This is a genomic window from Streptomyces sp. NPDC059443, from assembly GCF_042750105.1.
GTDB lineage: Bacteria > Actinomycetota > Actinomycetes > Streptomycetales > Streptomycetaceae > Streptomyces.
Map to the genome: position 1 here is coordinate 1 of NZ_JBHYVM010000022.1, position 15,127 is coordinate 15,127.

At 72.4% G+C, this 15,127-nt stretch carries 18 protein-coding genes; 9 read left to right on the forward strand and 9 right to left on the reverse strand.

Going from position 1 to position 15,127, the window contains the following annotated elements:
* Nucleotides 1–65 precede the first annotated feature (65 nt).
* Nucleotides 66–767 carry a copper homeostasis protein CutC gene (locus ACFXDJ_RS21350; protein ID WP_384653112.1) on the reverse strand — a complete coding sequence of 234 codons (702 nt, stop codon included), beginning with the start codon at nt 765–767 and terminating at the stop codon, nt 66–68.
* 110 nt (nt 768–877) lie between these two features.
* Here ACFXDJ_RS21350 and ACFXDJ_RS21355 point away from each other — a divergent pair, with 110 nt between their 5' ends.
* The 3 genes from ACFXDJ_RS21355 (at nt 878) to ACFXDJ_RS21365 (ending at nt 3,493) form a co-directional block, all read left to right on the forward strand.
* Nucleotides 878–1,537 carry a hypothetical protein gene (locus tag ACFXDJ_RS21355; protein ID WP_384653110.1) on the forward strand — a complete coding sequence of 220 codons (660 nt, stop codon included), beginning with the start codon at nt 878–880 and terminating at the stop codon, nt 1,535–1,537.
* A gap of 91 nt (nt 1,538–1,628) precedes the next feature.
* Entirely contained in the window at nt 1,629–2,855 is a 1,227-nt protein-coding gene (locus ACFXDJ_RS21360) for a Cmx/CmrA family chloramphenicol efflux MFS transporter (protein ID WP_384653118.1), read from the forward strand.
* A 95-nt stretch (nt 2,856–2,950) separates the two neighbouring features.
* Nucleotides 2,951–3,493, forward strand: coding sequence for a hypothetical protein (locus ACFXDJ_RS21365; protein ID WP_384653108.1), 543 nt, complete (start codon nt 2,951–2,953; stop codon nt 3,491–3,493).
* Here ACFXDJ_RS21365 and ACFXDJ_RS21370 read toward each other — a convergent pair.
* Nucleotides 3,444–3,740 (reverse strand): DUF4031 domain-containing protein, encoded by a 297-nt coding sequence (locus ACFXDJ_RS21370; RefSeq protein ID WP_384653106.1) that lies wholly within the window; start codon nt 3,738–3,740, stop codon nt 3,444–3,446. The two genes, ACFXDJ_RS21365 and ACFXDJ_RS21370, sit on opposite strands and share 50 nt — an antisense overlap.
* Nucleotides 3,737–4,114, reverse strand: coding sequence for a hypothetical protein (locus ACFXDJ_RS21375; RefSeq protein ID WP_384653105.1), 378 nt, complete (start codon nt 4,112–4,114; stop codon nt 3,737–3,739). The genes ACFXDJ_RS21370 and ACFXDJ_RS21375 overlap by 4 nt, the downstream gene beginning before the upstream one ends.
* 102 nt (nt 4,115–4,216) lie before the next feature.
* Between ACFXDJ_RS21375 and ACFXDJ_RS21380 the strand changes: the two genes are divergently transcribed.
* The 3 genes from ACFXDJ_RS21380 to ACFXDJ_RS21390 are packed head-to-tail and all read left to right on the forward strand — an operon-like array spanning nt 4,217 to nt 7,628.
* Nucleotides 4,217–5,179 carry a MurR/RpiR family transcriptional regulator gene (locus ACFXDJ_RS21380; RefSeq protein WP_384653103.1) on the forward strand — a complete coding sequence of 321 codons (963 nt, stop codon included), beginning with the start codon at nt 4,217–4,219 and terminating at the stop codon, nt 5,177–5,179.
* A 20-nt stretch (nt 5,180–5,199) separates the two neighbouring features.
* Nucleotides 5,200–6,126 (forward strand): N-acetylmuramic acid 6-phosphate etherase, encoded by a 927-nt coding sequence (gene murQ, locus ACFXDJ_RS21385; protein WP_384653101.1) that lies wholly within the window; start codon nt 5,200–5,202, stop codon nt 6,124–6,126.
* Between the two features lie 26 nt (nt 6,127–6,152).
* Entirely contained in the window at nt 6,153–7,628 is a 1,476-nt protein-coding gene (locus ACFXDJ_RS21390; protein ID WP_384653099.1) for a PTS transporter subunit EIIC, read from the forward strand.
* Between the two features lie 134 nt (nt 7,629–7,762).
* On the opposite strand, the gene ACFXDJ_RS21395 is transcribed toward ACFXDJ_RS21390, so the two are convergent.
* Nucleotides 7,763–8,365, reverse strand: a complete 603-nt coding sequence (locus ACFXDJ_RS21395) for a TetR/AcrR family transcriptional regulator (protein ID WP_384653116.1) — start codon at nt 8,363–8,365, stop codon at nt 7,763–7,765.
* 59 nt (nt 8,366–8,424) lie between these two features.
* Between ACFXDJ_RS21395 and ACFXDJ_RS21400 the strand changes: the two genes are divergently transcribed.
* Nucleotides 8,425–8,946 (forward strand): SRPBCC family protein, encoded by a 522-nt coding sequence (locus ACFXDJ_RS21400; protein WP_384653097.1) that lies wholly within the window; start codon nt 8,425–8,427, stop codon nt 8,944–8,946.
* Between the two features lie 17 nt (nt 8,947–8,963).
* Here ACFXDJ_RS21400 and ACFXDJ_RS21405 read toward each other — a convergent pair whose 3' ends face one another.
* The 3 genes from ACFXDJ_RS21405 to ACFXDJ_RS21415 all read right to left on the reverse strand — a co-directional run bounded on the left by ACFXDJ_RS21405 (nt 8,964) and on the right by ACFXDJ_RS21415 (nt 10,918).
* Nucleotides 8,964–9,608, reverse strand: coding sequence for a CatB-related O-acetyltransferase (locus ACFXDJ_RS21405; RefSeq protein WP_384653095.1), 645 nt, complete (start codon nt 9,606–9,608; stop codon nt 8,964–8,966).
* A gap of 56 nt (nt 9,609–9,664) precedes the next feature.
* Complete coding sequence (locus tag ACFXDJ_RS21410; RefSeq protein ID WP_384653093.1) at nt 9,665–10,285, reverse strand: hypothetical protein; 621 nt, start codon at nt 10,283–10,285, stop codon at nt 9,665–9,667.
* 117 nt (nt 10,286–10,402) lie between these two features.
* Nucleotides 10,403–10,918, reverse strand: coding sequence for a TetR/AcrR family transcriptional regulator (locus ACFXDJ_RS21415; RefSeq protein ID WP_384849922.1), 516 nt, complete (start codon nt 10,916–10,918; stop codon nt 10,403–10,405).
* Nucleotides 10,919–11,083: 165 nt separating this feature from the next.
* Between ACFXDJ_RS21415 and ACFXDJ_RS21420 the strand changes: the two genes are divergently transcribed.
* Nucleotides 11,084–11,560, forward strand: a complete 477-nt coding sequence (locus ACFXDJ_RS21420; RefSeq protein WP_384653089.1) for a cupin domain-containing protein — start codon at nt 11,084–11,086, stop codon at nt 11,558–11,560.
* Between the two features lie 36 nt (nt 11,561–11,596).
* Here ACFXDJ_RS21420 and ACFXDJ_RS21425 read toward each other — a convergent pair whose 3' ends face one another.
* Entirely contained in the window at nt 11,597–12,778 is a 1,182-nt protein-coding gene (locus tag ACFXDJ_RS21425) for a S8 family peptidase (RefSeq protein ID WP_384653087.1), read from the reverse strand.
* A 382-nt stretch (nt 12,779–13,160) separates the two neighbouring features.
* Here ACFXDJ_RS21425 and ACFXDJ_RS21430 point away from each other — a divergent pair, with 382 nt between their 5' ends.
* The gene (locus tag ACFXDJ_RS21430) at nt 13,161–13,520 is read left to right on the forward strand and encodes a protease inhibitor I9 family protein (RefSeq protein ID WP_384653085.1); all 360 of its coding nucleotides are present in this window, start codon (nt 13,161–13,163) and stop codon (nt 13,518–13,520) included.
* Nucleotides 13,521–13,536: 16 nt separating this feature from the next.
* Here ACFXDJ_RS21430 and ACFXDJ_RS21435 read toward each other — a convergent pair whose 3' ends face one another.
* Nucleotides 13,537–14,997: an alanine/glycine:cation symporter family protein gene (locus tag ACFXDJ_RS21435; protein ID WP_384653083.1), complete on the reverse strand. Its 1,461-nt coding sequence runs from the start codon at nt 14,995–14,997 to the stop codon at nt 13,537–13,539.
* Nucleotides 14,998–15,127: the final 130 nt, after the last annotated feature.

The window sequence follows — 15,127 nt, forward strand, 5'->3', positions numbered from 1 at the left end:
GTGGCGCCCCCCCGCCCGGGGGTCCGGGGGCTGGCCCCCGGCGACGGCGCCGCACGGTGCGGCGGTCAGGCCAGGGCCGCCCGCCACTCGGCGACCGCGGCGGCCGAGACGGGCCGGTCCCACCCGGAGGGACGGGCCGCGCTGCCGATGTGGAACGCGGAGATGCCCGCCCCCCGCAGCACCGGCAGGTGGGCCAGGGTCAGGCCCCCGCCGACCAGGATCCGGGGTTCGTAGCCGGGCTCCGCGGCTGCGGACCGCGCCGCCTCCGCCAGGAGCACCGGCAGGCCCTCGTCGACCCCGCCCGCGGCGCCCGCCGTCAGGTAGGTGTCCAGGCCGGGCAGGTCCGCCAGCGCCTTGCGGAGCTGGTCCCGGTCGGCCGCCCGGTCGATCGCCCGGTGGAAGGTCCATCCGCAGCCGCCGAGCTCCGCCACGACCGCCTCGACGGCGGTCAGGTCGGGGCTGCCGTCCGGGTTCAGGAAGCCGAGGACGAACTGGTCCGCCCCCTCCGCGCGCAGCGCCCGTACCTCCGCGACCAGCCGGTCCAGGTCCTCGGCGGTGCCCGCCGAGAAGCCGTCGGCCTTGCGGAGCATCACGCGCAGCGGGATGTCGACCGACGCCCTGATCGCCGCGAAGGTCTCGCGCGGCGGGGTCAGCCCGTCGGCGGCCATGTCGGTGACCAGTTCGAGTCGGTCCGCCCCACCGGCCTGGGCCGCGACCGCGTCCTCCGCGTCGAGGGCGATCACCTCCAGGAGCGCACGGTTGCTCATGTAATCCCATCCTTCGTCCCGCATTGGAAAATAGGTCTAGTCCAATATCCAGAGTACGGGCCTCCGCCCGCCCTCCACCAGCACAATCACGCCACCACCACAATGTGCTCATGACATCCGACGCGACACCCGAAGCGACGCACCGCGAGAAGGACCTCCGCGCCCGCTGGCAGGCCACCGCCCGGGCCGCCGGCGCCGACCGCGACCCCGCCCCCTACGCCGACCGGCTCCTCGCCGCCTGGGCGGAGCCGCAGCGCAGGTACCACACCACCGCGCACCTGGCCGACGTACTCGCACGGATCGACGTACTCGCCCCGCACGCCGCGGACCCCGCCGCCGTGGAGCTCGCGGCCTGGTTCCACGACGCCGTCTACCGTCCCGACCGCTCCGAGAACGAGGAGCGCAGCGCCGCCCTCGCCGAGCGCGCCCTCCCCGAGCTCGGCATCGACGGCGCGCGCACCGCCGAGACGGCCCGCCTGGTCCGGCTCACCGTCACCCACGACCCCGTGCCCGGGGACACCAACGGCGAGGTGCTGTGCGACGCCGACCTCGGGGTCCTCGCCGGGGCCCCGGACGCGTACGCCGCGTACGCCGCCGCCGTGCGCGCCGAGTACGCCTTCGTCCCGGACGGGGCCTTCCGCGAGGGCCGCGCCGCCGTCCTGCGCCAGCTGCTGGACCTGCCGCGCCTCTTCCGCACCCCGTACGGGGCCGCGCACTGGGAGGCCCCGGCCCGCGCGAACCTGACCGCCGAGCTGGCGGAGCTCGCGTAGGCCTCGGCTCACATAGAACCCGCCCGGGGGAATGTGAAACGTTTCGCCATGGTTGGTGTAGTTCATGCCCGCAGCAGCCGAACGCACCCGCATGCCCGTTGCCGTTTACATCCTCGGCCTCTCCGTCTTCGCACTCGGAACCAGCGAGTTCATGCTCTCCGGGCTCCTCCCGCCCATCGCCGAGGACATGGGCGTCACCATCCCCCAGGCGGGACTGCTCATATCCGCCTTCGCCATCGGCATGGTGGTGGGTGCGCCGCTGCTGGCCGTCGCCACCCTGCGGCTGCCGCGCCGCACCACCCTCGTCTCCCTCATCAGCCTCTTCGGCCTCGGGCAGGTCGCGGGCGCGCTGGCCCCCTCCTACGAGCTGCTCTTCGCCTCCCGCATCGTCTCCGCGCTCGCCTGCGCCGGCTTCTGGGCCGTGGGCGCGGCCGTGGCCATCGCCATGGTCGAGCAGCACCAGCGGGCCCGCGCCATGGCCGTCATGATCGGCGGCCTCTCCATCGCCAACGTCCTCGGCGTCCCGGCCGGCGCGTTCCTCGGCGAGCAGTTCGGCTGGCGCTCCGCGTTCTGGGCCGTGGCCGCGGCCTCCGCCATCGCGCTCGCCGGCATCCTCACCCTGATCCCGAAGATCCCGCTGCCCGACGAGAAGCCGACGCTCTCCCGCGAGCTGCGGATCTACCGCGACCGCCAGGTCTGGCTGTCGATCGGCGTCACCGCGCTCGCCGCGGGCGGCGTCTTCTGCGCCTTCAGCTACCTGTCCCCGCTGCTCACCGACGTGGCCGGGCTGGATTCCGGCTGGGTGCCGTGGATCCTGGGCCTCTTCGGGGTGGGCGCGCTGCTGGGCACCACCCTGGGCGGGCGGATCGCCGACGCACACCTCTTCGGGGTGATGCTGTGGGGCATCACCGCCTCCACCGTCTTCCTGACGGCCCTCGCGCTGCTGGCCTCCACCGCCGCGGCCGCGATCGCCCTCTCCTTCCTCCTCGGCTTCTCGGCGTTCTTCACCGCCCCGGCGCTCAACGCCCGCATGTTCAACGTCGCGGGCGCCGCCCCGACCCTGGCCGGAGCCACGACGACGGCCGCGTTCAACCTCGGCAACACCGGCGGCCCCTGGCTCGGCGGCACCGTCATCGACGCCGGCTACGGCTTCTCCGCCACCGCCTGGGCGGGCGGCGCGATGACCGTCACCGCCATCGGGCTGGGCCTCGTAGCCCTGCGGCTGGACCGGCGTACGGGGCCTCGCGCGACCCGCGTCGTGGCGTCCTCGGAATCCGCGCAGCTCACTGCCGAGGCCGGGCAGCCCGCGTCCCACTGACACTGCCGGAACCCGGCATGCCGGGCGACCCGGCCCGGGGCCTAGCGTGAGGCCGTCCGGCGGGGGGCCGGACGCGGCTGAGGTGGGGCAGGGCGATGGGGAACGACGGCGGGGGAATGTTCAGCCTGGTGTGGGGGCTCGGGGCCACCGGGATGGGACTGGTCCTCGCTTCGGACTTCCGGGGGGCGGCTGGATGGCTCGCACTCATCCAGGAAACCTCTGCCCCCATCTCAGGCCGGCGCTTCGGTGCCGGGCGCATCCGGCTGGTCGGCGCCGTCTTCGCCGTGGCCGGGCTGCCCGTCCTCGTCTCGGGCGTCATCGACGCGGCCCGACACGGGCTCGGCGGGGATGCATCGCTCCGGGTGCCACTGCCGTTCCTGGCCGGCATGTGCGTGATCGCCGTCTACGGCATGTGGGCCCTCTGGCGCCCCGAGGCACCGCTCCGCCGGATGTGGGCCACGGGATCCGGACTCCGCCGCACCGCCCTCGCCGTCCAGACCGCCACGGTCCCGGCCTTCCTCGTCTGCCTGCGGTACGGGACCCTCACGGCGGTGCTGGCCTGCTGGCTGGTCGGCGTCGGTGCACTGCTCACCGCGCTGGCTGCGGGACCGTCCCGCCGGGCGCCGGCCGCCCCTTAGGCCTCCGAAGCCCCGCCTCCGTCAGCCGCCGTACCAGTTCCTTGCTGCCGATCTCCACCGCGCCCGCGCCCACCGCGTCCTCGTAGCGGTGCGAGGGCACGTCGTAGTGGTCCCGCTCGAAGGCGCGCTCCGGGCAGCCGATCGAGGCCGCGAAGGCGTGCAGCTCCTCGTACGAGACATCGCTGACCAGGTGCGACCAAAGACGGCCGTGGCCCGGCCAGACCGGCGGGTCGATGTAAACGGTCACTGGCCGCGCCCGAAGACGGGTCCGAGTCCGCCCACCGGCGCCACCCGCACGCCGGCTTCCGAGCAGACCCACATCGGGTCGGGTCCGAGCTCCGGCTCCACGTCCAGCGCGTGCGGCTCGCCGTGGTTGCAGACCGGGCACAGCGGCCAGCGCCCGTACTTCTGCAGCAGCGCGTCCTTCACGTCCTGAGCGACGAGTCCGGCGAGGTAGTCGACACCCTCCGGCCACTGCTCCACCCACCAACGGCGGTGCGTGACCGAGTTCTCGACGAGGGAGACGACATCGGCTTCGGCGACCTCGCCCGCGACGAGATCGGCGAGTACGAGGGCGCGTGCGGCGTGCAGCGCCTGTTCCAGGGGGGTCGCGTGGTCCATGGACACATTGTGGACCCGGACGGCCCAAGTGGCGAAGGTCCTCTTGCTCCGGTGACTTACGGCGTCTTGACGCTCCCACCCCTCTGAAAATAGGTTTCAAGGGTGAGCAAGAACGTGAAAGAAACCTTCAGCGCGGGGGGTGCGGGCGTGACCGCCCCCGTCCCGGCCCCCGCCGCCCTGCGGGCCCGCGTCCGCAGCCTCGGCCCCTCGATGACCCGCTCCATGCAGGCCGTCGCCGAGGCCGTCGCCGAGGACCCCGCCGGGTGCGCCGCGCTCACCGTCACCGACCTCGCCGCCCGCACCGGCACCAGCGAGGCCACCGTCGTCCGCACCGCCCGCCTCCTCGGCTACCCCGGCTACCGCGACCTGCGCCTCGCGCTCGCCGCACTCGCCGCGCAGCAGGAATCCGGCGCGGCCCCCGCCGTCACCGTGGACATAGCCGTCGACGACTCCCTCGCGGACGTCGTCGCCAAGCTGGCCCACGAGGAGGCGCAGACCTTGACCGACACCGCCGCCGGCCTCGACGTCGCCGCCCTCGGCTCGGCCGTCTCCGCCCTCGCGGACGCCCGCCGCATCGAGATCTACGGCGTCGGCGCCTCCGGCCTCGTCGCCCAGGACCTCGCCCAGAAGCTGTCGCGCATCGGCCTGATCGCCCACGCGCACAATGACCCGCACCTGGCCGTCACCACCGCCGTCCTGCTGCGCCCCGGCGACGTGGCCATCGCCATCACCCACTCCGGCGGCACCGGCGACGTCATCGAGCCCCTGCGGATCGCCTTCGAGCACGGCGCCACCACCCTCGCGCTCACGGCCCGCGCGAACTCCCCCGTCGTCCACTACGCCGACCTCGTGCTGGCCACCTCCGCCGCCCGCGAGACCCAGCTCCGCCCGGCCGCCATGTCGAGCCGGACCAGCCAGCTGCTCGTGGTCGACTGCCTCTTCGTCGGCGTCGCGCAGCGGACCTACGAGACCGCCGCACCCGCGCTCGCGGCCTCGTACGAGGCGCTCGCGCCCCGGCACCACACCCCCGTACCGACCGCCAAGCGCAACAGCACCACCCGCTAGCAGTTCAGGAGCCCCCACTCATGACCGCGTACGCCGAACTCCGCGCCCAGCTCGCCACCTTGACCACCGAGGCCTTCCGCCCCGAACTGGCCGAGATCGACCGGCTCCCCACCCTTGAGATCGCCCGCCTCATGAACGCCGAGGACGCCACCGTCCCGGCCGCCGTCGCCGGGGAGCTGGAGGCGATCGCCGCCGCCATCGACGGGATCGCCGAGCGGATGGCCCGCGGCGGGCGGCTGATCTACGCGGGCGCCGGCACCGCCGGGCGGATGGGCGTCCTGGACGCCAGCGAGTGCCCGCCCACCTTCAACACCGACCCCTCCGAGGTCGTCGGCCTGATCGCGGGCGGCCCCTCCGCCATGGTCAAGGCCGTCGAAGGCGCAGAGGACTCCGGGGAGCTGGCCGCCGAGGACCTGACCGCGCTGGCCCTGACCGCCGAGGACACCGTCATCGGCATCTCCGCCTCCGGCCGCACCCCGTACGCGATCGGCGCCGTCGAGTTCGCCCGCGGGCGCGGCGCGCTCACCGTGGGCCTGTCCTGCAACGCCGGTTCCGCGCTCGCCGCGGCCGCCGACCACGGCATCGAGGTCGTCGTCGGCCCCGAACTCCTCACCGGGTCCACCCGATTGAAGGCGGGGACCGCGCAGAAGCTCGTACTCAACCTCATCTCGACCATCACGATGATCCGCCTGGGCAAGACCTACGGGAACCTCATGGTCGACATGCGCTCCTCCAACGAGAAGCTGCGCGCCCGCGCCCGCCGCATCGTCTCCCTCGCCACCGGCGCCCCCGACGCCGAGATCGAGGCTGCGCTCACCGCGTCCGACGGCGAGGTCAAGCAAGCCATCCTCGTCATCCTCGGCGGAGTCGACGGCCCCACCGCCGGTGAACTGCTCACCGCCTCCAAGGGCCACCTGCGGGCCGCCCTCACCCAGTCCCCCCGCTGACCCCCAGCAGCAAGGCGAACTCGCACATGTCCACTGACAAGAACCGCGCCACAGCCGCCGCGATCCTTCCTCTGGTCGGCGGTCCGGACAACGTCCTCTCCATCGCGCACTGCATGACGCGCCTGCGCATCACCCTGCGGGACCGCTCCCTGGTCCAGGACGAGGCGCTCAAGGCCGTGCCCGCCGTGCTGGGCGTGGTCGAGGACGACACCTACCAGATCGTGCTGGGGCCGGGCACCGTCGCCCGCGTCACGCCCGAGTTCGAGGCCCTGGTCGCGGAAGGCCGCTCGGCGGCCCCGGCGGCGCACACCATCACGGCCGACGAACTGGCCGCCCAGGGCGCGGCGATCAAGGAGGCCCGGAAGGCCAAGAACTCCACCCCCCTCAAGCTGTTCCTGCGCCGCATCGCGAACATCTTCGTCCCGCTGATCCCCGCCCTGATCGGCTGCGGCATCATCGCCGGCCTCAACGGCTTCATCACGAACATGGGCTGGCTGCCGGCGGTCGTCCCCGCCCTCGCCGCGATGGCGAGCGGCTTCATGTCCCTGATCGCGGTCTTCGTCGGCTACAACACGGCCAAGGAGTTCGGCGGCACGGCGATCCTCGGCGGCGCCGTCGCCGCGATCATCGTCTTCCCGGGCGTGGCGAAGATCGACGCCTTCGGCCAGCACCTCGCCCCCGGCCAGGGCGGCGTCCTGGGCGCCCTCGCGGCGGCCCTCCTCGCCGTCCAGGTGGAGAAGTGGTGCCGCAAGTGGGTCCCGGAGGCCCTGGACGTCCTGGTCACCCCCACGCTCACGGTCCTCGTCTCCGGCCTGGTCACGATCTTCGGCCTGATGTTCGTCGCCGGTGAGGTCTCCGCCGCCATCGGTACGTTCGCCACCTGGCTCCTCGCCACCGGCGGCGCCTTCGCGGGCCTGGTCCTCGGCGGCCTCTTCCTCCCCCTGGTCATGCTGGGCCTGCACCAGGCCCTGATCCCCATCCACACCACCCTGATCGAGCAGACCGGCTACACCGTCCTGCTCCCCATCCTGGCCATGGCGGGCGCGGGCCAGGTCGGCGCGGCCATCGCCGTCTACTACAAGCTCCCGCGCAACGGCTCGCTCCGCTCCACCATCAAGTCGGCGCTCCCGGCCGGCTTCCTGGGCGTGGGCGAACCCCTGATCTACGGGGTTTCCCTCCCCCTGGGCCGCCCCTTCGTCACCGCCTGCATCGGCGGCGCGGCGGGCGGAGCCTTCGTCGGCCTCTTCAACCAGCTGGGCGTGGCCTTCGGCTCCACCGCCATCGGCCCCTCGGGCTGGGCCCTGTTCCCGCTGCTCGACGGCAAGTCGGGCATGGGGATGACCATCGCGATCTACGCGGGCGGCCTGGCGGTCGGCTACCTGGTCGGCTTCGTCGCCACCTACTTCTTCGGCTTCACGCAGCAGATGCTGACCGAGCTGAACACCGGCCCGGAGCCGGCCACCGCCCAGCCGGAACCCACGGCAGAACCGGCGATGGCCTGACCCGGACCCCTTCGTGCACTCCCGAAGGCCCTGCTCCGGCAGGGCCTTCGGCATGTGACCCACGCCCAGGCCGTCACCCGCATCGCCCGCCTGCGCACGGACCGATCCCCCGGCGAAGGCGCTCGCGCCGCGCTCTAGGCCGGGTCGGCCGGGGCGCCCTGTAGGAGCAGATCGAGCACCGAGTCGATGTAGTCGGCCAGTTGGCCGTCTCCGTCGAGAGGGAGTACGCCGGGCAGCCTCGTCGCCAGCTCGTCGTGGCCGACGTACGCGGCGTAGCCGAGCATCGCGCGCTGGACCGCGACGGCCGGCGGGAAGCCGATCTCCCGGAAGAGCTCGACCGTGTAGTCGAGCCTTCGTTGCACCACCCGCCGCACCACGGGCGCCACCAGCTCGTGGTCGGCCGACGCGAGCAGGTTCGCCGCCGCGGCGCTCCGTCCGACGCCCCCGGCCGCCCGCGTGAGCAGGGCCCGCAGCCGGGCCCTCGGGTCGGGCTCGGCGGCCAGCACCGTGATGGTGGCCTCGGTGAACCGGCGCTCCCACAGGGCCAGGGCCGCCTCGATGAGGGCGTCGCGGTTGGTGAAGTGCCAGTAGAAGCTGCCCTTGGTGGTGCCCAGCCGGGCGGCGAGCGGCTCCACGGCCACCGCGCCGAGCCCGCGCTCGCCGATCGCTTCGAGCGCTGCCGCCGCCCAGTCGTCCGCCGTAAGCCGCTGTCGCTGTCGCCCTTGATCCACGTCCATACGGTACCGTACGGTCATTCCATACGCCTCCGTATGGAGGCTGGAGCCGAGGAGTCGCCGTGCAGAACTTCCAGCAGCGCACCATCGACGCGCCCGCCGCCGAGGTCAGCGCCCTCTTGGACCGGCTGGGCTCTCCGCAGGACCGGATCTGGCCCGCCCAGGCCTGGTCCCCGCTGCGCCTCGACGCGGGCCTGGCGGTCGGTTCGAGCGGCGGGCACGGCATGATCCGCTACTCGGTCGCCGCGTACGAGCCGGGCAGAAGGGTCCGCTTCACCTTCGCTCCCGGACTCGGCATGACCGGCTACCACGAATTCCTGATCACCCCCGAGGGCCCGGACCGCTGCCGGGTCTCCCACACCGCGGCGGGACGCCTGGAGGGGAAGATGCGCCTGCTGTGGCCCCTGGCGATCCGCTGGATGCACGAAGCGCTGCTCCAGGACTTCTTCGACAACATCCAGCGCGCGGCCACGAACCACCTGCCCCACCCGGCCCGCTGGTCGGTCCGGGTCCGCCTGCTGCGCCTCGTGTTCGCCCGCAAGCCCCGTAGGCCCCGTACGCCCGTGGAGCCGTCCGCCGCCTGACCCCGGACCCCTCCGGCTCAGCCCCGCCGTGCGATCTCTTCGAGGTCGCCGATGGTGCCGGACATGACGGTCCGGATGTGTGCGGTGAGGCGCTCCACCGGCCAGTCCCACCAGGCCAGGGCGAGCAGACGGGCGATCTCGCCTTCGCTGTAACGGCTGCGGATGAGTCCGGCCGGGTTGCCGCCCACGATGCCGTAGTCGGGAACGTCGTCCACGACCACGGCTCCGGAAGCGATGACCGCGCCGTGCCCGATGCGCACTCCGGGCATGACCACGGTGCCGTACCCGAACCAGACGTCGTTGCCGACGACCGTGTCGCCCCGGCCGGGCAGGCCGCCGAGCAGGTCGAAGTGCCCGGCCCAGGAGCCGCCCATGATGGGGAAGGGGAAGGTGGAGGGGCCGTCCATACGGTGGTTGGCGCCGTTCATGATGAACCGCACCCCGGTGCCCAGCGCGCAGAACTTCCCGATGACCAGCTTCTCCGGCCCGTAGTGGTAGAGCACGTTGCGGGTCTCGAACGCGGTCGGATCCTCCGGGTCGTCGTAGTACGAGTACTCCCCGACCTCGATCAGCGGCGAGGTCACCAGCGGCTTCAGCAGGACCACGCGCGGCTGATCGGGAAACGGGTGGAGCACCGTCGGATCCGCGGGAAGGTGACTCATGACAGTGCAGTCGCTCTCGGTCGGCAACAGCTGACGAATGGCCCCCATTCTGCGTCCTAGACGAGCACCTTCGCGGCAGCGGTACCGGCAGCGGCCGGGCCGGCCGGCTCCGGGTCCAGGTCCGGGGTGCCGCGGTAGAGCGGGGCGAAGGAGACCAGGAGGAGTACGGCTCCGAGCGGTATGAGGTCCTTGTCGGCGAAGGGCAGGGTGGTGTCGATGAGGACCAGGAAGGGGGCCCACGGCTTCAGGACGCGGCGCTTGGCGAGCTGGGAGACCAGGATCAGCTGGCCGACGAAGAACAGCAGCGGGCCGAAGTCGTAGAACACCGGAAGCACTCCGGGTATCTCCTGGACGCGAGCGAACAGGACGTTCATGGCCTCCCGGTCCGCCGACAGGAACCCGACCACCAGGTCGATGGCGAACTGCACCCCGACGGCGACCGCTCCCGCCGCGCCGGCCCACAGGCCCACGGTGGAGAGCCGGTTGCCGCCCACCGCCTTGCGCATCGCCGCGAACCCCTGGACGAAGAAGGCGATCGCGCCGAGGAAGCACAGGTGGCCGAGGCTCCATGCGAGGCCCGGGCCGCGGCTGCCGTCGAGGCCGTCGATGATGCGGATGACGCCGTAGGCACCCATCAGAACAGGGGCTGCCAGGAAGGCAGTTCGCGAAGTGATCATGACGATGACGCTACGGGAACGGAACCCCGAGCCGCATCGGGTACCAACCCCTGAGATCCCCCTGAAGGTTCAGACGGGCGAGGTCAGGGGCAGGCACGCCGGCAGGCGCACCGGTGGTCAGCCGTCCCCGCGCGGGCGCAGGCCGTCGAAGGCGAGGTCGATGAAGCGGTGCCAGTCACCGCTGCCCGTGCGGACGATCGCGGACAGTCCGCCGACGAGCATGTAGACGTCCCGGACGGTGAGGTCCCCCCTAAGGGTGCCGGCGGAGCGCCCCTGGTCGATCAGGTTTCCGACCACGGTTTCGAGCTGCGCGAGCGTCTCGCCCCGGGGCGCCGAAGAGCCCATGACCGCCGCGACGGAGGCCGTCAGCCCTTGGCCCTCGGCCAGGATCCGGCCGACGTGGTGGAGGTACCGGGCGAGCCCCTGCCCCGATCCGGGTTCGCGCAGGCATTCGGCGTGCGCGAGGCGGAGGATCTCGGCGAACCGGTGTTCCGCCGCGGCCTCCACTAGGGCCTGCCGGGAGGGGAAGTTCCGGTACAGGGTGCCGATGCCGACCCCGGCGGCGCGCGCCACCTCGGGCATCTGGACCTCGTCGCCGCGCTCCTCGAACAGCGCGCACGCAGCCTCCAGCACACGGGCACGGTTGCGCTCCGCGTCGGCACGCGGCTTGCGTCCGGGGGGTGTTGACGGCGTTGACGGCGTTGACAACCTCGGCGCTCCTCTGCCTACATTTATCCGGAACCGGATTCCGATTCCGTCTCTGTATCCGAGTATGCCATGCGAGGAAGGGCTACACCCATGTCCGTAGACCGTTTCATCCTGCTGGAGCCAGGTGCCGCCCGGCCGGGCCGGATCCCGTTGCCGCCCGCGTTCGCCGTCAAGGCGATGACCGAGGACACGGAAGGCAGGTTCTCGCTGCTGGAGGTGACCGTCGCGAAGGACATCCCCCGGCACACCCACCACCGGGCGGACGAGGGCATCTACGTGCTCGACGGCGTCCTGGAGATCGAGTTCGACGAGCAGACGCACGCGGCCCCGAAGGGGACCTTCGCCCTGCTGCCCCGCGGCGTCCCGCACGCGCTGCGCCGCGCCTCCGACCCGCCTCCCCGCGTCCTGCAGATCTCGTCCCCCGGAGGCTGGGAGCACTACGTCGAGGACTTGATCGAGGCGGGGCCCGCGGTCCTCACCGGCGGACAGCTGGACCCCGCGAAGATCAACCCCATCGCGGCCGGACACCACATCAGCTACGAAGAGTGGCAGGACGAGCGGAAGTGAGTACGCCGCACGGTGACCGAGGGGCCCTCCGGCCGGTCAGAGACCGCCGGTGAAGAGGAGGTGGTTCGGGCTGCTCTTGCTGACGCTGGTCAGGACGTCCTTGGTGGACTCGGTGTCGATGAACTCGGCGATCTCCGAAGGGTCCGCCTTGGGGTGCGCGGCCTTGTAGAGGGCGGCGACCCCGGCCACGTGCGGGGCGGCCATGGAGGTGCCGTTCAGGGCGATGGAGCCGCCGCCGAGCTTGGCCGAGACGATGGCCTGGCCGGGTGCGTAGACGGAGACGCACTGGCCCCAGTTGGAGAAGTCCGTCTCCTCGTCCCACTGGTTGCTCGCCGCCACCGTCAGCACCTTGCTCGCCGAGGCGGGGGAGACGTTGCAGGCGTCCTTCGCGGAGTTGCCCGCCGCGATGACCGGCAGCACGCCCGCCTCGGACAGGGCGTTCGCGGCGTTGTTCACGGCGTCGGACTTGTCCCCGCCCAGGGAGCCGTTCAGGACGGCCGGCTGCTTGGCGTTCTTGGTCACCCAGTCCAGGCCGGCGATGATCCCCGAGAGCTCCCCGGTGCCGTCACAGCCGAGCACGCGGACGCTGACCAGGTTGACCTTGCGCGCCACGCCGTACGTCTTGCCGCCGAGCGTGCCGGCCACGTGCGTGCCGTGGCCGTTGCAGTCCTGCCCCTTCGCCAGGGCGCTGACGGCGTCGTAGCCGAAGGTGGCGCGCCCGCCGAACTCCTCGTGGGCGTAGTCGATGCCGGTGTCCAGGACGTACGCGGTCACGCCCGCGCCGTTGCCCTGGGTGGAGAAGTTGTTGTCGAGCGGCAGGTTCTTCTGGTCGATCCGGTCCAGGCCCCATGAGGAGGACGGAGCCCGGGTCCCGCTCGGACGGGACGGCATCGGCACGGACATCACCTTGGCGTCCTCCTCGACCGACTTCACCCCCAGGCTGTTGCGGACGATCGTCAGCTGGAGCGGAGTCAGCGGGGCCGCGAAGCCGTTCATGGCCGAGCCGTAGACGAACGACGGCGTCAGGCCCAGCTTCTTCGCGGCATTCGCCGCGTCCACCCCCTTCTCCAGGGTCACGATGTACTTGCCGGGCACCGCGTTCGAGGCGGTGTACAGCGGCGCGGGGGTCGGCTCCGGGGCCGCGGCGGAGGCCGTACCGGCCGTGACCGGGGTGACGGTGAGGAGGGCGGCGGTGGCCAGACGTGCGAGCAGGCGCATGAAAAGGACTCCCTGACGGGGCGGAAGGTCGGCATGGGTGAGCCGCCCCCGCTGTGACGAGGACCTCCGGCGTCTACGGGTGCGGCCCCCACTCCATCGGTGCCACCTCGGATCGGCATGAACCACCGCGCCCGCCCGGCCCATCGGCCGGCAGCCCCGTCAACACGGCGCGTCGGAGGTGGTGCAGAAAGGGTTAACCCCCTCTGCCGTCAGGGCCGCACCCCGGCGGGCCCAGCCCGTGGCCACCCCCGGCAAGATCACCCGTACGGCCCGCCCCGCATCCGGGGGCGCACGGCCGGTGCGCGGCCGGTGCGCTCCCCGTGCCCCCGCCACACCCTCGGACCTCTTTGACCTGCGACGCCGCGCGTGATGGCCTCGCCGCATGCGCACCCGCCTGAGCCGAGCCCTGCCCGTGGCCGTCGCCGTAGCCGCCGCCGCACTGGCCGCCGCCACCGCCCTGCCCGCGGCCGCGGCCACCGCCACCGCCGCCGCCGTACGCGAGCCCGTACCCCACGCCGCTCCCGCCGACCACGCCCCGTACATCGTCACCGTCCGCCGGGACCTCGACCCGGCCGACGTGGCCGGGCTGGTCGGCGCCACCCCGGTGCACGTCTACCGCACCGCCCTGCACGGCTTCGCGGCCCGGCTGAGCCCCGCCCAGGTCACGGCCCTGCGCGCGATGCCGGCCGTGGTGGAGTCCGTGGAGGAGGACGGCCGGAGCGGCGGCTTCGGGGGCTCCTAGCCAGCCTGGGCGCCCGCTACACCCGCTCCGGGGCAGCGGCCGAGGGGACCACCGTACGGACCGGGTCCCAGCACTGGACGCCCCTCAGGTCCGGCATCCGGTCACGGGTGAAGACCGGTTCGAGGCCGGCCCGCCGCTGCGCGAGGTAGTCGTCCAGGAGGCGGAAGGCGATCGCCGACAGCGGGATGATCGCGGCGAGGTTGATCAGGGCCATGAGGCCCATGAACACGTCCGCCAGGTTCCAGACGACCGACACCGAGCCGAGCGAGCCCAGTACGACCGCCGACAGGACCAGCGCCCGGTAGCCCGGCAGGACCCACCGCTTGCGGGTGATGAACTGGATGTTCGTCTCGCCGTAGTAGTAGTTCCCGATCATGCTGCTGAAGGCGAGCATGAACACCACGACCGTCAGCAGGTGCCCGGCCCACGAGCCGAGCGTGTCGCTCAGCGCCGTCTGCGTCAGGTCCGCGCCCTGGCGGCCGGACAGCTCCGGGTTGGTGACGAGGACGATGAAGGCGGTCATCGTGCACACGAGGAGGGTGTCGAAGAAGACGCCCAGGGACTGTACGAGGCCCTGCTTGACCGGGTGCGAGACCTCGGCGGCGGCGCCCGCGTTCGGGGCCGAGCCGAGGCCCGCCTCGTTGGAGAACATGCCGCGCCGGATGCCCTGCTGGATGGCCGCGCCGATGCCGCCGGCCGCCAGCTCGCGGAAGCCGAAAGCGCCGCCGACGATGTCCGCGATGACCCGGGGGAACTCGGTGATGTTGAGCAGGACCACCGCGGCGCCGAGCAGCAGGTAGACGATCGCCATCACCGGCACCAGGACGGTGGTGACCGAGGAGATCCGCTTGACCCCGCCGAAGACGGCCAGGCCCAGCAGGGCGGCCAGCAGCACGCCGAGCGAGGGGCCGAACCAGTCCGACCCGTCCGCGTCCGCCAGCGAGCCGGAGGCCACGGCGGTGATGGTGTTGGCCTGCACCGCGTTGAAGACGAAGCCGAAGGTGACCGTGATCGTCACCGCGAAGAGCACCCCGAGCCAGCGTTTACCGAGCGCGCGCTGCATGTAGTACGCCGGGCCGCCGCGGTACGCACCGCCAACATTGCGGACCTTGTACAGCTGGGCGAGGGCCGACTCCACGAAGGCCGAGGCCGCGCCGATCAGCGCCATCATCCACATCCAGAAGACGGCGCCCGCGCCGCCCAGGGTGATGGCGGCGGCGACACCCGCGATGTTGCCGGTGCCGACGCGCGCGGCGGCGGAGATGGTGAACGCGCCGAAGGACGAGACCTGCTTGCGGCCGTCCGCACGCGGCGGGGTCTTCTCCTTCAGCACCCGGAACATCTCGGGAAGCAGGCGCAGCTGCACACCCCGGGAGCGGACCGTGAAGTACAGGCCCGCACCGACCACCAGCGGAATCAGCAGGTAGGTCCAGAGATGATCGTTCACATTGACGATCACCGAATCCAGAGTGTCCATGCCTCGAAGTCTCGCCGGGGCGGAAGGCCCACCGACAGGGACCTACGTCCACCACCGGAGGGACCGAAGGCCCGGGCGGCCCGCCCTTCGCCCTGCGCGGACCGGCTCGCCGCCCGGCTTTGCCACGGCT